Origin of the sequence: endosymbiont of Acanthamoeba sp. UWC8 (genome assembly GCF_000730245.1) — a bacterium.
In the GTDB taxonomy this organism is placed as follows: Bacteria; Pseudomonadota; Alphaproteobacteria; order Rickettsiales; family Midichloriaceae; genus Jidaibacter.
This window is the reverse complement of the sequence record NZ_CP004403.1, coordinates 987,228-1,003,073: the sequence shown is the minus strand read 5'-3', so window position 1 is coordinate 1,003,073 and position 15,846 is coordinate 987,228. Positions and strand designations below refer to the sequence as shown.

The 15,846-nt window shown below is 36.5% G+C and carries 16 protein-coding genes; 4 read left to right on the top strand and 12 right to left on the bottom strand.

Annotated elements, in window-relative coordinates; all coding sequences use genetic code 11:
• Positions 1-76 precede the first annotated feature (76 nt).
• Both I862_RS04865 and I862_RS04860 read left to right on the top strand, forming a co-directional pair.
• Entirely contained in the window at positions 77-1,858 is a 1,782-nt protein-coding gene (locus I862_RS04865) for an ABC transporter ATP-binding protein (protein WP_038539525.1), read from the top strand.
• A complete protein-coding gene (locus tag I862_RS04860; RefSeq protein ID WP_038539522.1) occupies positions 1,851-2,507 on the top strand; it encodes an HAD family hydrolase in 657 nt (218 codons plus the stop codon). The genes I862_RS04865 and I862_RS04860 overlap by 8 nt, the downstream gene beginning before the upstream one ends.
• 287 nt (positions 2,508-2,794) lie before the next feature.
• Here I862_RS04860 and I862_RS04855 read toward each other — a convergent pair whose 3' ends face one another.
• The 5 genes from I862_RS04855 to I862_RS07880 all read right to left on the bottom strand — a co-directional run bounded on the left by I862_RS04855 (position 2,795) and on the right by I862_RS07880 (position 5,678).
• Positions 2,795-3,085: a transposase gene (locus I862_RS04855; RefSeq protein WP_038539519.1), complete on the bottom strand. Its 291-nt coding sequence runs from the start codon at positions 3,083-3,085 to the stop codon at positions 2,795-2,797.
• A 112-nt stretch (positions 3,086-3,197) separates the two neighbouring features.
• Positions 3,198-3,587: a MazG nucleotide pyrophosphohydrolase domain-containing protein gene (locus I862_RS04850; protein ID WP_038539516.1), complete on the bottom strand. Its 390-nt coding sequence runs from the start codon at positions 3,585-3,587 to the stop codon at positions 3,198-3,200.
• Between the two features lie 140 nt (positions 3,588-3,727).
• Complete coding sequence (locus I862_RS04845; RefSeq protein ID WP_038539513.1) at positions 3,728-4,021, bottom strand: HU family DNA-binding protein; 294 nt, start codon at positions 4,019-4,021, stop codon at positions 3,728-3,730.
• 297 nt (positions 4,022-4,318) lie between these two features.
• The gene (locus I862_RS04840) at positions 4,319-5,128 is read right to left on the bottom strand and encodes a hypothetical protein (RefSeq protein ID WP_038539510.1); all 810 of its coding nucleotides are present in this window, start codon (positions 5,126-5,128) and stop codon (positions 4,319-4,321) included.
• Between the two features lie 55 nt (positions 5,129-5,183).
• Positions 5,184-5,678 carry an acyloxyacyl hydrolase gene (locus I862_RS07880; protein ID WP_052646465.1) on the bottom strand — a complete coding sequence of 165 codons (495 nt, stop codon included), beginning with the start codon at positions 5,676-5,678 and terminating at the stop codon, positions 5,184-5,186.
• Positions 5,679-5,854: 176 nt separating this feature from the next.
• Between I862_RS07880 and I862_RS04830 the strand changes: the two genes are divergently transcribed.
• Together I862_RS04830 and cydB are read left to right on the top strand one after the other, a co-directional pair.
• Positions 5,855-7,252, top strand: a complete 1,398-nt coding sequence (locus I862_RS04830; protein ID WP_038539507.1) for a cytochrome ubiquinol oxidase subunit I — start codon at positions 5,855-5,857, stop codon at positions 7,250-7,252.
• An 11-nt stretch (positions 7,253-7,263) separates the two neighbouring features.
• The gene (gene cydB, locus I862_RS04825) at positions 7,264-8,283 is read left to right on the top strand and encodes a cytochrome d ubiquinol oxidase subunit II (protein WP_038539504.1); all 1,020 of its coding nucleotides are present in this window, start codon (positions 7,264-7,266) and stop codon (positions 8,281-8,283) included.
• Between the two features lie 42 nt (positions 8,284-8,325).
• Here the strand turns inward: cydB and I862_RS04820 are convergent, their stop codons facing one another.
• The 7 genes from I862_RS04820 to I862_RS04790 all read right to left on the bottom strand — a co-directional run bounded on the left by I862_RS04820 (position 8,326) and on the right by I862_RS04790 (position 15,835).
• A complete protein-coding gene (locus I862_RS04820) occupies positions 8,326-9,405 on the bottom strand; it encodes a hypothetical protein (RefSeq protein WP_038539501.1) in 1,080 nt (359 codons plus the stop codon).
• 139 nt (positions 9,406-9,544) lie between these two features.
• On the bottom strand, positions 9,545-11,323 hold the full coding sequence (locus I862_RS04815) for a type IV secretory system conjugative DNA transfer family protein (RefSeq protein WP_084173792.1): 1,779 nt from the start codon (positions 11,321-11,323) through the stop codon (positions 9,545-9,547).
• Between the two features lie 5 nt (positions 11,324-11,328).
• Positions 11,329-12,333, bottom strand: coding sequence for a P-type DNA transfer ATPase VirB11 (gene virB11, locus I862_RS04810; protein WP_411572139.1), 1,005 nt, complete (start codon positions 12,331-12,333; stop codon positions 11,329-11,331).
• Positions 12,324-13,700, bottom strand: a complete 1,377-nt coding sequence (locus I862_RS04805) for a TraB/TrbI/VirB10 family type IV secretion system protein (RefSeq protein WP_038539494.1) — start codon at positions 13,698-13,700, stop codon at positions 12,324-12,326. Before I862_RS04805 ends, virB11 begins: the two co-directional genes overlap by 10 nt.
• Before the next feature lie 15 nt (positions 13,701-13,715).
• Positions 13,716-14,453, bottom strand: a complete 738-nt coding sequence (locus I862_RS04800; RefSeq protein ID WP_052646463.1) for a TrbG/VirB9 family P-type conjugative transfer protein — start codon at positions 14,451-14,453, stop codon at positions 13,716-13,718.
• 5 nt (positions 14,454-14,458) lie between these two features.
• Positions 14,459-15,169 carry a VirB8 family type IV secretion system protein gene (locus tag I862_RS04795; protein WP_038539492.1) on the bottom strand — a complete coding sequence of 237 codons (711 nt, stop codon included), beginning with the start codon at positions 15,167-15,169 and terminating at the stop codon, positions 14,459-14,461.
• A gap of 39 nt (positions 15,170-15,208) precedes the next feature.
• Positions 15,209-15,835: a superoxide dismutase gene (locus I862_RS04790; RefSeq protein ID WP_052646461.1), complete on the bottom strand. Its 627-nt coding sequence runs from the start codon at positions 15,833-15,835 to the stop codon at positions 15,209-15,211.
• Between the last annotated feature and the right edge of the window lie 11 nt (positions 15,836-15,846).

The following is a 15,846-nucleotide window of genomic DNA, read 5'->3' as shown; positions in this document are numbered from 1 at the left end:
TTTTAACTCTATGTAAAGTTGACTTATATTAATTTGTTATGTTATTATGCCGCATTAACCTTTTTAGCTTTAAGGTATGCAACACGCTGTAAAGTCAGTTAAGAATTTTATTTGGCATTTTGTTAAAAAGCAAAAAGGGGGCTTCATTTTTACGCAAGTATTTGCGCTTGCTTTGGCTTTAGATGCTACCCTTTGGCCTTATGTCATTAAAGTAATAATCGAAACGATTGAAGGGTTTCAAGGTCCCAGAGAAGAAATATGGCCTGTGATCTCGCATGTCATCATTTTGGGTTTAATATTATGGTTTTCACTTGATATCGCTTTTTGGATAAACGGTCTATTTAAAACCAAAGTTTATCCTCGTTTTGAGGCCGCGATAAGAATGTTTATGTATGATTACGTCAATAGCCATTCCTATTCTTTCTTTATAAATAATTTTACCGGAACCATAGCAAATAAAGTAGCTGATATGCCGAGAAGCTGCGGATCTATCGTGGATATGGCCATCACTACATTTATCCCTACCTTCGTCGCTCTTATAATATCTATAATATTTTTTAGTTTTATTTCTCCGGTATTTGCACTAATCCTGGGAGGGTGGGTTATTATCCATATAATAAGCTGTTACTTTTTCCTAAGGAAATGTACCCGTTACTCAACGATTCATTCGGAAAGTAGAAGCAGGTTACTCGGGAGAATCGTGGATACCATTACAAATAACCTTAACGTACGCCTTTTTTCACGTAATACATATGAATATCAATATACTTTAGAATTTCAGGAAGATGAGCGCAAAAAATATGCCGAAACATTATGGCATATTGAGAAAATGCGCTTGATACTTGCACTGATATGCTTTTCCATTACGGGTGTGCTTATGATTTGGTATGAGGTGTACTCTTACAGAAAAGGAATTATTGATATTGCCGAGTTTATATTTATCTTAAATACTACCTTTCAGATCACTTCCATCACATGGATGGCAGGGATAATGCTGCCTGATTTTTTTAGAGAAGTGGGAATAGCAAGGCAAGCGCTTAGCATTATTAACTCGCCGGTGGAAATAGAAGACTTACCGAATGCAGAGGAGCTTAAAGTAGACAGAGGAGAAATTAAATTTAATAACGTAACTTTCAAATATCATCATAATGAAAACTTATTTGAAAATAAATCAGTTACAATTTTGCCCGGGCAAAGAGTAGGGTTGGTCGGTGTTTCGGGTTCAGGGAAAACTACTTTTGCTCACTTGATTTTAAGACATTATGAGTTAGAAGGCGGTGAGATATTAATTGACGGGCAGGATATTAGAAATGTGACCCAGGAAAGCTTGCGCAGGCAAATTGCTATGATCCCGCAGGAACCGATGCTTTTCCACCGTTCGTTAAAGGAAAACATCAGGTACGGCGATATAACCGCAAGTGACGAACAAGTATATAGAGCGGCAAAGATTGCCAATTGTCATGAATTTATCATGAGTTTACCGCAAGGGTATGATACGATTGCAGGAGAAAGGGGATCAAAGCTTTCAGGTGGACAAAGACAGCGAATTTCTATTGCCAGAGCTATATTAAAAAATGCACCGATTATTATATTAGATGAAGCGACATCTGCTCTTGATTCAATAACTGAAAAACAAATCCAAAGCAGCTTGGCGCAAGTTACATATAATAGAACTACGATAATTATAGCTCATAGGCTTTCAACTCTTACCGACGTAGATAGGATAATAGTATTTAAAAAGGGTGACATAGTTGAAGATGGAAGCCATAAGGAATTATTTAAAAAACGCGGTGAATACTATAAGCTTTGGGAAATGCAAAATGACGGGTTTTTACCTAAGGAGTTGATTGATGAATAACTATAAATTAATAATTTTTGATTGCGACGGAACATTAGTTGATACTGAAACACTTTTAAACAGAGCTTGTGCGGGTGTTTTAAACTATATGGGTTATAAGCAGTATACCCCGGAATATTGCTTAGAAAAATTTGTCGGAGTAAGCCTTAAGGATATTTTGGATATATTGCGGGAAGAAGTAGGAGATGAGTTTGATCAGAGTGAGTTTGTAGCTAGGGCAGGGGAAATATCAAAAAAACTAATTGAAACTGAAATTAAATCTATGCCGAATGCAGGCGACCTACTTATAAAATTAAAAGATTTTTCCAAATGCGTGGCTTCAAACGGTAATCGCTCTACGGTGGTACACTCTTTAAAAAGCACGGGACTTTATAATCACTTTACCGAAGAAACAATATTTACCTACGAATTAGTTAAACACCCGAAACCGGCGGCGGATCTATTTTTATATTCTGCGGAAAGAATGGGGTTTTCTCCGAAGGAATGCTTAGTAATCGAAGATAGCATTGTCGGAGTGAGAGCTGCAAAAGCAGCTAAAATGGATGTATTAGCTTATAAACACTTGAACGAGAAATTGCTTCCCGGACTAAATGAATTAAAGCCTACAGCCATAATTAATAATCTTACACAAATTTTAGATTATTTATAATTTTTTGCTTTTTTCTTATCTGCTTTTTTGGGTTAACATCAGCTTTTTTATTATTATCCAAGTCATTTATTTTACTCTCTACTTTATTGGTAAAATATCATATATTAAAAAAGTATTATGAAAACTTAGAAGCCCAATGATGTATAATCAAGGAGAATCTTATGATAATATTGCCCAAGGTTTTGCTAAACTACGCGATTCTTTTAACACCGAGCAAAAATATCTCGACGCTTTAATAAAGTATATACCTGAAAAATCACCTCCCTGCTTCTTTATCCATGCATACCTTACCCCGAGTCCTTGGCAAAGTATGCGGCTGCCTTTTTTAATAAGTCTCGTTCTTGCGTTACCCTTACTAATTCTTTTTTCAGTCGCTTCACTTCGTCATATATATGCTCATCAGTTTTCATTGCCGGATCCTTGGGTTTTGAGTATTTATCAATCCAAGTATATAAGGTATTAACATTAATGCCTAGTTCCCTTGCGCTTTGCGCAATCGATTGCTTCGATTCATTAGCTAATTTTACCGCTGATTCCTTAAATTCACCAGAGTAACCTTTTTGTTTTAATTCGGACATTCTATTGTGGCTCCTTTCTTTCAAATTTGTATTACATAAACTGTCCGACTTACTGTAGCCACTTCAGGAATCGCTAAAATTCCCTATAGTTTCTACTAAATTAAAGAGTATGTTAGCATTTGCTTTGCTTTTTAGCCTCATGCCACAGTTCAAGCATAAACTCTAATGGTTGCCCTTTTAAATCCTCTAGTCCTCTTTCCCTGGCTATCTTTTTTAATGCGTTCATTCTAGCCCCGAATTTCTCATTAACATTTGCTAAAGTATCTTTAACATCATACCCGGAAAAAATGCATAGAGAGATAGCGGTATGTAATAAATCTCCTATTTCTTCCCTTATTCTATGTGGGGGCTCTTTATGTAATATAGCTTCTCTTATCTCTTCACATTCACTGATTGCCTGATCTATGATCATTTCCTGATTTGGCCAGTCAAAGCCGTATTCCCTTGTATCCTGCTCAAGGGTGATAAGTGCATCTAAAGCAGTATCTAACGTTTTTGACATATATATTTATCCTATTTTTATTAAATATATACTAAGACATTTTATAAATTTGCGGTTTTACTTAGATAGGATTAGCAGCACCGGCTTTTTAAGAGTTTTAATAGCTCATTTTTTGACCGGTGCCTTTAATCCGTAGAATATTATTTCTTTTTTGAATTCTTGTGGTTTACTGCTTCTTTAAGCTGCTTACCCACTGAGAATTTAACTCTTTTACTAGCCGGAATTTTTATCTTCTCTCTTGTTTGCGGGTTAATGCCTTCTTTTGCTTTCACATCAGATACTGCAAATGTACCGAAACCTACAAGCTGTAAGCTATCTCCTTTAACTAATACTTCCTGTACTACTTCAAGTAATGCCTCTAAATGCTTTTTACTATCAACCTTAGTTGCATCGGTTTTTGCAGATAATGCACTTATTAATTCTTCTTTGTTCATATAGTTTCCCTAATTATTAATCGTTATAGTTTAATGGTTGTTAACATAATAGATACTGAAATAATTAGATTTTATATGCAATCTTTTTTATTAAATGCTTCTATAGCTTCTTATCATCTTTGATGGAAATGCTACAATTATGTTTAAAATAATAAAAACTACACTCCAGTATGATTAACCTATGCCGAGTAGTCTAAGTAATTAAGCTATGCAATATAAGCTTAAAACTATCTAAATAAAAAAATGCTTAAAATACATTTTATAGCATTTTAAGCATCTTACTAAATACCTAGCGGTTTATCTTTTATATTTGACGCATTTCTTTTCAAAGCTATCTATAAACTGATTAAGCTCAATAGAGTTGAGGGTGAGTTTGTTTCTCTTAACATAGCTTTTAAAAAGCTTATCAAAGCAATATTGCATATGTCCTGCTTTATTATCCGAGAACAATTGATTCAAAGAGGGATTAAGTTTAACAGAAATCATTTCATTATCGGAAAACTCTCCGGTCATATAACAACAGGTCGCGCAATCGCTTAAGCTACTGCTTGTATTATAATCGAATACATTTCTCGAAGAATTTTGGATGAAAGTTAACGGGGTAAGTTGTTTGGTATATCTCACCTTGCCGGCTTCAACTTTAGCATCAATGACACCGCCCATACAACGATCACCACCGTAACCGTTAATAAAGTTCAGGTTATCACCCTTTCTTTCAATTAAATAAACATAAGAATGTTTACCGGATCTTCCATCACTCCACATTTTATGAACTGCATGTAATTCACCTGTTTTACCTAAATATTTATAAAAAATATAAGGAGGAGACATTACCGGAGTATCGCTTTTATATTCATAAGAATAACCCATAAATCCTTGTTTTTGGAGGTCGGGAGTAACCGGGCTGGTTATATTAATTTCCGAAAAAGGATTACTGCATCGGGCAAGATTAACCGAAGGTGAGGAAGAATGGGTTATTGAATTAATGCACCATGGTTCAATAGGTCTTCCTTGAAAGGAAAACTCGGAATCCAATTTATCTTTCGGGTTGGAAGAACATGAAGTTAAAGTTAGAGCTAATATAAAACTTAAAGAGATTTTTTTCATATGTGCTACCTTATAAATGTTAAAAAATTATTGTAGGCCGCCCCTTGCTTGAACCTTAGTTCAGCCTATATTGTAATTCAAGCATTATGTTATTAAGCCCCGGGTTGGTTTTAGAGATGCCGGCATTTGATCTATGTGATACGCTTGCTCCTAAGGAAACTGAAGGAGCTATATCATAATAAACTTCAAACTGGCTTTTAAACTCTAAAGGATGGCCTAACTTTTTGCCTTTGCCGCGGTGATAAATTCCCGGGCTAAATGAAATGCCGAGATGCAGGGGAGAGAAATCAATCACGTAATTTAAGCCGGCATAGACATATGCACTTTCTTTACTGCTTCCTATCACGCCGATATGCGGCTGAAAATCATAATAAAAAGAAGAAAAACGATATTCAAGCTTAGCTTCATTACCCTCCATAGGCTTTTTTTTAGCTATAATGCCTTGTTTTCCTAACCCGAGAATTAAGGAAGGGGAGGTCGCTTGAGCAAGATTGATATTTAAAATCAGATAAATAAAAGTTAAAATTGTACTTAAGTTTTTTAAATACATGTAAGGTTGCCTGGTTAGGTTGTTGAGAGTCACATTATTATGGTTTATTTTTTTTTGTAAAGAAGTAAAAAATACAAATTTTTTACCTTTAGTATTAAGTTTAGTTAGGTAAAATATTGCTTTACTAAGGATATCATCGTGATATATCTTTTCTAAGATTTATATAGGATGGGATTATGGAATTATTAGATCCGGTTTTGTTATCGCGAATACAGTTCGCTTTTGTGATTTCATTTCATATCATCTTTCCTAGCTTAACTATAGGTTTAGCTAGCTTTTTAGCTGTGCTTGAAGGGCTGTGGCTTAAGACTAAACACCCAGTATACAAAGAAATATATAAATTTTGGGTAAAAATATTTGCGGTTTGCTTCGGACTAGGTGTGGTTTCGGGGGTGGTAATGTCTTATCAATTCGGCATGAACTGGTCAGGGTTTTCGGCAAAAGTCGGTAATGTGCTCGGGCCTCTCTTAAGTTTTGAAGTTTTGACCGCTTTTTTTCTTGAGGCCTCTTTTTTAGGTATTATGCTTTTTGCTTGGGATAGGGTGAGCCCTAAAGTGCATTTTATTTCTACCCTTGTGGTTGCAATCGGCACCATAATTTCAGCTTTTTGGATTCTTTCGGCCAACAGCTGGATGCATACTCCCCAAGGCTTTACCATGAAGGAAGATGGGATTTTTTATCCGACTGATTGGATGGAAATAATTTTTAATCCGTCTTTCCCCTATAGATTTTTTCATATGCTTACCGCTGCATACCTTACTACCTCTTTTATTGTTGCCGGAGTTGCCGCCTGGTATTTGCTTAAAGACAGATATACCTCACATGCTCGCATAATGCTCACGATGGCAATGCTTATGGCAATCCTTGTTGCTCCTATGCAAATTATGATAGGAGATATGCACGGCCTTAATACCTTGAAACATCAGCCGGCTAAAATTGCAGCTATTGAAGGTCTTTGGGAAACTGAAAAAGGTGCCGGGCTAAAGTTATTCGGATGGCCTGATCAGGAAAAAGAAAAAACACTTTATAGTATTGAAATACCTAAGCTCGGCAGTATAATCCTTGCCCATGATATTGATGCAGAAATTAAAGGATTAAAACATTGGCCTAAAGAGCAACGTACCGATGGTGTAGCTCTAGTTTTCTGGTGCTTTAGAATAATGGTAGGGATTGGATTAATCATGAGCCTAACCGGAGTACTTGCGATAATACAGTATGCACGTAAAAAAATCTTTACTTCCAAACCTTTTCTTAAATGGTGCATAATGGTTTCTCCGCTCGGGATACTTGCTATTTTATGCGGGTGGATTACTACTGAGGTCGGAAGGCAGCCCTATGTTGTATATGGAGTAATGAAAACAATTGAAGCGCATTCCCCGGTAACCGTAGAGCAGGTTCTGATTGCCTTAATTGCATTCTTTGTAGTTTATGCGTTTGTTTTCGGGGCTGGGGTTTACTATATTTTCAAACTAATTTCTAAAGGTGTAAAGATTGGGGATTGGATTGAGATGTATGGCAAGCACGGACAAAAGCATCCGATATCAATTGCGGATATTTTTCCGAAAACTTTTTAAAAAGGTAAATTATGTTTGACCTCTCTTCATCAATTGACTTACCGTTACTATGGGGTGGATTAATTGCTCTTTCAGTACTTTTATACGTTTGCTTAGACGGGTTTGATTTAGGAATAGGAATATTATTCCCATTTGCCCCTTCAGATAAGTGTCGTGATAAAATGATGAACTCAATCTCTCCTTTTTGGGATGGGAATGAGACTTGGTTGGTATTGGGAGGGGGAGGTTTACTTGCAGCCTTTCCGTTAGCTTATTCAGTTCTTATGCCTGCGATTTATATGCCGCTTACCATAATGCTGATAGCCCTGATTTTTAGAGGAATATCTTTTGAATTTAGGTTCAAAGCGAGTATTAAGACAAGGAGAGTATGGGATTATTGTTTCCATTACGGATCTTTGGTTGCAACTCTCATGCAAGGCGTAATTCTTGGAATATTCGTGCAAGGTATTAATGTAGTAGACAGAAAATACGCAGGAGGAGCCTGGAGTTGGTTAAACGGTTTTTCTATTACTGTAGGGGTCGCGATGGTTTTCGGTTATGCGCTGCTCGGCAGCACCTGGGTTATTATGAAAACTGAAGAAGAAACTCAGAGTTGGGCAAGAAAATGTTCCCTGTATGTTTTAATATATGTGCTTGGATTTATGGGGATAGTTAGCTTATGGGTACCGTTCTTAAATAATCAGATTTTTGATCGTTGGTTTTCATGGCCGAATATGTTTTACTTTTCTCCGTTACCTATTATCTCGGTTTTCGTTTCTTTTTATCTTATAAAAACAATTACCAACGGTAAAGAAGTGGTGCCGTTTTTGTTATCTATATCGCTATTTATATTGGCGTACATAGGGTTAGCAGTAAGCTTATGGCCCTGGGTGGTGCCTTACAGTATTTCTGTTTGGGAAGCGGCAGCGGCTTCCGAATCACTTTCACTCATTTCAGTAGGGGCTGCTATTTTGCTTCCGGTGGTATTAATATATACTGCATATAGCTATTATATATTCCGCGGTAAAACCTCGCATGAGAGTTTGTATTAAATTTCTGCACGTATCTGATAATCTATAAAGCTAAAAAATTACTTACAGATCCTCATGCACGGCATCATTGCCTTTGGCAAAATATTTATCGAAAATATCTTGTGTAGGCGGATAAGCATCAAAAAGGTACTCTATATCATTAATCAAATTGATTGTTTCTTTGCCACCGCTGAATTTAACGGCGGAAATTGTGTTCAGGTTTTCTTCACGCATGACGGTAATATATTCATTAGTAGATTTATGCCAAATAACTAACACATTATCCTGATTGCCGTTATTCGTTGAATAATAAATTAAGTCTTGTTTAGCGGAAAGCGGAATCTCTATATGGCTTTTTATACATTTATTTGAAATACACTGGTCATAATAAGTATCGTTTCCGTCGCCCGGTGACCAAATAAATTTATTATTACCTTGGCCTCCGTATACTACATCATTACCTTTATTACCGATATAGGTATTATGTTTGATAGCAGGGGGATATTTCGTTTGAGGCCAATTATCATAAATAACATCATTAAATTTACTGCCTATAAATGTGCTTAAAAACGAACTACCTTTCAAGGTATCGCCGTTCGTACTGCCTTCTTCTATATCTCTTGCTCTATACTCAAGTCCTTTTTCATTAAAAAAAATTTTTTCATTTGATTTTAAAAAATGTATACCATACATCGCTTCAGGATTCTCATCTCTGGGAATAGTTAAAAATTCACTGCTGCTTTTAATTTTTATATATAAAGTTCTGTCTCCCTTCTTATCATTTTGCATGTGATAATCAATATCTTCTGAAGTTATATCTCCTACCATTTGCACCATATCTTTATGATCGCCTTTTGTTTTCTTTTCAATAATAACATCATTGCCATGGCCTTTGCCCCAAATATAAATATCATTACCTTGGTTTAAAGATTCGATGGTGTCATCACCTGCTCCGGCAAAAATAAGTTTTTTTCCGGCGTCTTTACTATCTTTGGAAATGATATGGTCATTTTTTGTAGTGCCGGTAATCTTTTCTATCTTTCCGTCACCGGTTTTTTTCCTGGTCACTTGATCAACAATTTTAAGCGGCTGTTTATTGCCGAATTGGTCAATTGCTACTGCTTCGCTAACTTGATTACTCATAATACTGCTCAATTAGTTATAAATGAAACATATTATCGAATATGGAAGTTTAGTATAAAAATTATATTAAGTTTTAGTTAAGTAAAAGTATCTATTAAAGCTTGGAATAAGACTTAAATAGTTAAGCAGTACTAAAATATCAGATTTCTTCAGTTGCGGGTTTTTTAGAGCCCATCGTCTCTTTAGCTTTACGCGGGTCATAAGGTTCCTGTTGCGGCAAGCTGATAGGCTTTAATAGTCTTTTCTTAAAAAAGGCATCATCGTAATACTTAATTTTTTTAGACTTAATCGGCGGGCATGATTCAATAAGTAAAATTTGATCATCACGCGGTAAGCCAATAACTTCCTGAGGTAAAAGTAAAGCCCTTTGAGTTTTGGAAACGTTTAATGATCTGGAAGCCGGATTAAAGTCTAAGAATTTAGGTCTGTTTGCTGAAACTTGGTCAACGGTTTTATTACCGATTAGCTGAGAAATCAGGTTAGCGGTTTCCACGTTGTTTGCTGCAAAAGTCACTCTATAAGTCGCATTGGATAAAAACGAGTTCATCCCTGCTTCTTCATATATCCCCTTTAACTGCTCCGTATCTTGAATAATTAAGAATAATCTGACGTGATAACCCCTGAAATATGCAATACCGCTTGCAAATTGCTCCATTTTTCCGAGGGTAGGGAACTCATCCATCATGAACATTACTCCATACGGATCTTCCTTACTGGGCAGTCTTCTCGCTAAGAACTCGGTAGCCTGCTGGTAAAATACCTGCATTAAAGGCTGTAAGCGCTGTAGGTTATCAGGTGTTAAACCGACGTATACGGTAGTTAGCGTGCGTTTAAAGTCGAGTATGTTAAAGTCACTGGAAGCGGTTGCGGTATCAATAAGCGGGTTAGCCCACAATTCAAGGTTAGAGTTCATAGTGGATATTACGCCCGACCTCTCTTTATCGGCTTTCTGCAGGAAAGCTGCTATGTTCATATAAGCTACGGGGTGAATTTCCTGACCGATAGTATCGAGTACTACCGCAAGGTTATATACTACGTCATCGCTTCTCATAGTTCTAACTACTTCACCGAATGATTTTATCTTATCAGGCACCGCAATCAAATATAACACCACTCCGACAAATAATGAGCGTGCTTCGTTATTCCAAAATTCCTTCTCAGGCATAATCAGGTTAGCAATTTTCTGCACGTCATCCACCATTTGGCCGGGTTTACTACTTACCCAGTCAATCGGATTATAGCAATGGGTGATACCATCCGGGTCAGCCGGGTTCCAACAATAAACCTGTTGCCCCATTTTCTGCCGCCAACCGCTGGTAAGCTCAAAGTTTTCCAACTTAATATCATGGCAAAAAACGGAATCTTCCCAATAAAGTAAGTTCGGAATTACAAAGCCGACACCTTTACCAGATCCGGTAGGGGCAAACAGCAAACAATGTTGATATCCTGGTGCAACTAAATAACCCTTATTATCTTTTCCGAGTAACATTCCCTTTTTAGCTCTTAAACCTGCTTTAGATATATCATCCTCACTTGCCCATTTCGCATCACCGTGCAGGGCTTCTTCAGGTTTGAAAGGCCTTTTTTCATAAATGGTTTCCCGATATTTCCAAATCAGGAAGGCAAATGTGATAATAGGTATAATAGTAGCAAGCACTAATCTGAATATGAAATAATTATGAAAAGTTATAGTGATGCTGGATAGATTGTTTATCCACCAGGAATAATAATATATTAAGACTGAAAAAGGTTTAGATGAGGTTAGGAAATACGGAGTTATTGAATATATTCCTGATTCAGTAATACTAAATATAATTCCCGAAAGATAAAATGCAAAAATAACAACGGCAATTCCAAAAGCAATAGCCACCATTGCGTTTCTAATAAAATTACCTGTCTTACCAAAATTTTCAGCCATACCGGTTATAGTCCTTGGGTTATATTTCTTGAGCCTTTAAAGTAAATTTCCGATATATACCGTTTACCTTTTCCGGCTCTTTTTAATTGTACAACAACATCAATTACATTTAAAATATATTCTTTGATTTGCTCCGGCGGCATTCCTAAGCCTGCTTGCATAACCATAAGCTTCAATTGCTCAAGTGCCATTAGCGGAGTATCTGCGTGCAATGTTGATATCGAGCCCGGGTGGCCGGTGTTTATCGCTCTTAAAAAGCTAAATGCTTCGGCGCCTCTCAGTTCTCCTACAATGATTCTGTCCGGTCTTAAACGTAAACATGCTTCGATCAGATCCTGAGTTGTTACCTTCGCACGACCTTGTCCCCCCTTAGAGGATAATAAATGAAGCCTGTTCGGATGACCGCTCAAATCTATTTCTCTTGCATCTTCACAAGTGATTAAACGCTCTTCCTTAGGGATAGTACGGAGCATAGCATTAGTAAAAGTTGTTTTACCGGTGGAAGTACCCCCGCTGATTATAATATTTTTTCTGGAAAGTATTCCGGTTTTAAGAAATTCTTTTATATTTTTGTTCTTAAGATAATTATTTAAAATTTCTCTTGCTTCATCGTGTTCTTCTTCGATAGCAGTACTATCAAAAGCCCCCATTTTCTCATAATCATCCAAGCTCATTTTGATTGTTGAAGGTTTCCTGATCGACATGCCAATAGTTCCTGATTCACAGGCAGGAGGTATAATAATCTGAATCCTGTAGCCGTTTGGAAGAGTCGCGGAGAGCAGGGGGGTTTCCTCGCTTATCTTTTGGTCTGTTGATTGAGCAACCAGCAAACTTAAGCCCCTTAAGTGATCAAAATCCAACTCAGGCATACTTTCATATCTGATATCTCCCCTTTTTTCGATCCAGGCCTCAAAAGGACGGTTAATGGAAACCTCATTAACATCCTCTTCGGCAAAGATTTTCTTCAAAGGCTCGAGGTAAGTTTCTAAAGCAGTTAAGGTCATTTCAATACCTGTGCACTGTTTGAAGTAAAGCCTGAAGGGAATACAAGATCTTTTTTAACATAAATATTGATATAAGAACCTTGATTTACGGTAATAGTCGGTTTTGTAGAGAAGGTTTTTTCAACTATTTCTTTACCGACTTTTGTAAATTCATCAGAAGCTTCCTGAGCTTGCTTAGCGGCAAAACTTGATTGCGAAGTAGTTGATGTTCCACCTACACCTGTAGTCGTAGTGGTACTTATCTGGTCATTTTTATTCACGTTAGTAAATTTATTGGCAAGAATAGGTATTACATACGAAACAAGTAATGCAGAGCCCAGTTTAGTCCAGAATTTGTTATCAAGTTTACCTTCAACCCCGGCTCTGCCAAGTTGGTCTGTGCCCGGAGAAGAAATTGCAAGATCAATACCGTCAGGCCTTATCACTCGATCCCAAACTATACTAACTCTGGTTTGTCCGTCTTTAATTTCAGAATCATAAGTTCCGACTACCCTTGAACCTTTAGGAAGTAAAATGTTTTTTCCTGATTCTGCATAAACATCACGCACTATAGCAGCTCTTAACATTCCCGGCAGATCAGTGTTAATTGCCGTCTCTAAAACTGCATTAATAACTTTTCCCTGGGCAATAATTAAATCAGTATTACCTATTTTAGTGGCGGTAACTTGTTCGGAAGATGTTTTGGAAAGTGAAACGCTGTCCAAAGAACCGTTACCAAAGCCTAAAAAATCAACTTTGTTTTTTTTCTTGGATTCCCCAGAGTCTTTTTCATCAGCTTCGCCTTTCTTATCATTAGTAGAAAATGCTCCTCCGCCACCCACCACAATCATGCCTGCTTTACGTTTAGCTTCCAGCTTTTTTATCCTTTCAAGATCATCTGAATTAGATTTTACAATATTGTTAATGATAGGTGTATTGTTTGGCTGATTAAACAATGGTGAGGAAGGTGATAACGGAGTAGGCGGGGGAGGCGGCTCTGGAGGAGTCGGGTCGGTAAGCGGCGGCGGCTCCGGTAATTTAGGCGGAGTTATACTTATGGTTGCTTCCGCCGGTTTAGTTACCGGTGCCGAGGTTTTTAGCAGCTCTTCTTTTTGAGCTGCTATTTCTCTTTCTTTCTTATCTTTAATCTCTTCCGGAGAGTAAGGGCGCCCGAAAAATATATAGTATAACACCCCGATGGTAACTACTACAATTCCAATTGCCATAACTTTCTTATGTTGTGGTGTAGAAGCAACTATAGAAAATTGGCTTGCTTGACTTTCCTGTTCGTTGCTGTTTCCCGAGGGAGCACTTGAAGGTTCGGCTTCACTGCCGGGAACCTCAGTATGGTTGGCATCGACCTCAATTACTTTATTATTTTTATCGTCTGACATCATTTATTCCATCATTTATTTTTTATAATTCTCATTATATACTTTCACGATATCCGTATTATCAGATAGCTCAAATTCCGGAGCAACCGTGTTAACTACAATATATTTTCCTTTTATTTTAGGAACGAGTTTTACTGAAGTTTTACCGTTCACAGTACTTATTTGCGGAACGTTTCGTGTTGAAGGAAACTCGAAAAACGTATTTATCCCGTCATCAAATATTTTAATTGGCGCAATTCTATCAGCTCCGGAAAGAGTGTAATTAAAGTTGAAAGGTTTAACGACAGGTATAGCATCCTGTTCTGAAAAGCTTTTAACTTGAGGTTTAATCTGATCGGTTTCATCATCAGGGTAGAAGAATCGTACTACATATACCAGTTCCTCATCAATTGTATATGACAGCAATCTTGATTGAATTTCAAATTGGTATGTTCTCATATTGGTTATGATTGTCATGTTAGTAAGAATATTTTCTTCTAATGGCCTAATAAAGAGTCTTCTGCCAACCGGAATTAGCTGCCATGCAAAGCTATTTCCTACTGAAATAGTTTGTATTTCTTCGCCGTCGGCAAATTCGATACTCGTCTGATAGCCATAATGTACAACCACTCTAAAAACCTCGTTTTCACTATATACGAAAGTTTTTATTCTGCTATCGATTGCGATAGGTTGATTGGCATGAGCAAATGCGCAAGGTAAGATTAATAAGATTAATAATATTAATAAAACAAATCTTTTAGTTAAACTACACATCTTTACTATGCTCCTCTTTGTTGTTCATCTTCAATTCTATATAAGGTTACTTTAAATCCTAACGGATTAATTAACCTTTCGTCATCATTCATTTGTAAATTAGCAAATTTAAATTCTACAAAACAAATTTTATCCATTACCTGGTTCATTATTCCTTTTACTTCCATCCTGATTCTAACTTGTGCAGATGTCGGTGATTGGAAAATTATAGATTTTAAGCTTACTGTTCTATAGTTATTATTACCATATAAATTGTATGGGCTATTAGGGTTTTTAATACTGAATTTAGGTCTATAGTCACTATAATACACATCTTCCGAAGAAAGAACCCTTACTACTGTATTGTAATTATAATCATAGGAATTGAAAATGAATTCTTCTCTTGCTCTTATATATTTCATAACAAAATATCTTTTAACGGCGTCATCCGCCGAGTAAGCTTTAACGCTCACAGGCTCTACAACAGTAGGTACACCCGTTTTTCTTTCAATTTCAATTACGAACGGTTCAATTGAGCGGGTACTTTTTATATACCTGATGGCAAGCACTGAAAGTGCTATAGTAATCAATGAAATGACACAAACTAAAAACAAAAGGTTGCGTTGTATAAGCATTTTTTCATAGCGTTCAGAGTACCAATTCTTTAATGAAAGCGTAGCTTCCTTTGATTGCTCCTCTTTTTTCAATAACCCTTTTATTTTATCTATAAATTTCATATGATTCCTAAATTATATTTCCCCGCCTCAATTAATAATCTATCTTGAATTAAAGTTTTCTTCAACAAATTGCCAGTTAATTAGCTTTTCTATAAACGTATTTACATAATCAGCTCTGCGATTCTGGTAATCCAGATAGTATGCATGTTCCCAAACATCGATAGTCAGAAGGGCTTTTTGACCCAAAACCATTGGAAGTTCGGCATTAGCTGTTTTTATTACTTTTAACTTATCCTGATCTGAAACCAGCCATGCCCAACCGCTACCAAATTGAGTGATTGCAGCATTTTTAAATTCTTCGACAAATTTTTCCAGGCTACCGAAATCTTCATTTATTTTATCTTGTAAAGTTTGAGAAGGTAATCCACCGCCGTCTTTTTTCATGCAGTGCCATAAAAAAGCATGATTCCAAACTTGCGCCGCATTATTAAAAATTCCCACTTTATCAACTTTTTTATAGGATTCTTTTATAATTTCTTCTAATCCCATTTCAGCAAACGAAGTATCTTTTATTAAGTTGTTCAAGTTTGTAACATAGGTTTGGTGATGCTTGCCATGATGAAAAGACAAAGTTTCCTCGGAGACATAAGGCTCCAGTGCATTTTTTGCATAAGGCAACTGAGGTAGGGTAAAATTATTTCTTTGCGAAAGTAAATCTTTTAACATTGTCTTCTCCT